This window comes from Thalassotalea sp. G20_0, assembly GCF_017744175.1.
In the GTDB taxonomy this organism is placed as follows: Bacteria; Pseudomonadota; Gammaproteobacteria; order Pseudomonadales; family Endozoicomonadaceae; genus Endozoicomonas.
On record NZ_JAGHQV010000312.1, the window covers coordinates 1 to 828 of the forward strand.

Sequence of the window (828 nt, forward strand, 5' to 3'; positions counted from 1 at the left end):
GTGCCTGCCATGCCTGACGGAGTCATTGACACATCGGTGGTATTGATCGACGAACTCAGCTCTGGTGAGAACGTAGCCGTCGTGTTCGATGACAATGCCTGAGTGCTTGCCATGCCTGACGGAGTCATTGACACATCGGTGGTATTGATCGACGAACTGAGTTCTGGAGAGAACGTAGCCGTCGTGTTGGATGACAGTGTCTGAGTACCTGCCATGCCTGACGGAGTCAGTGACACATCGGTGGTATTGATCGACGAACTGAGTTCCGGAGAGAACGGAGCCGTCGTGTTGGGTGACAGTGTCTGAGTACCTGCCATGCCTGACGGAGTCAGTGACACATCGGTGGTATTGATCGACGAACTGAGTTCCGGAGAGAACGGAGCCGTCGTGTTGGGTGACAGTGTCTGAGTGCTTGCCATGCCTGACGGAGTCAGTGACACATCGGTGGTATTGATCGACGAACTGAGTTCTGGAGAGAACGTAGCCGTCGTGTTGGCTGACAATGTCTGAGTACTTTCCATGCCTGACGGAGTCAGTGACACATCGGTGGTATTGATCGACGAACTCAGCTCTGGTGAGAACGGAGCCGTCGTGTTGGCTGACAGTGTCTGAGTGCCTGCCATGCCTGACGGAGTCATTGACACATCGGTGGTATTGATCAACGAACTCAACTCAGAAGAGAACGGAGCCGTCGTGTTGGGTGACAGTGTCTGAGTACCTGCCATGCCTGACGGAGTCAGTGACACATCGGTGGTATTCATTGACGAACTCAACTCAGGAGAGAACGGAGCCGTCGTGTTGGGTGACAGTGTCTGAGTGCTTGCCATG

General features: G+C 54.0%; 1 protein-coding gene. It reads right to left on the reverse strand.

The window, feature by feature from the left end:
* On the reverse strand, positions 1-761 hold a 761-nt coding region (locus J7438_RS26235; protein WP_209278970.1), incomplete at its 3' end, for a hypothetical protein.
* Between the last annotated feature and the right edge of the window lie 67 nt (positions 762-828).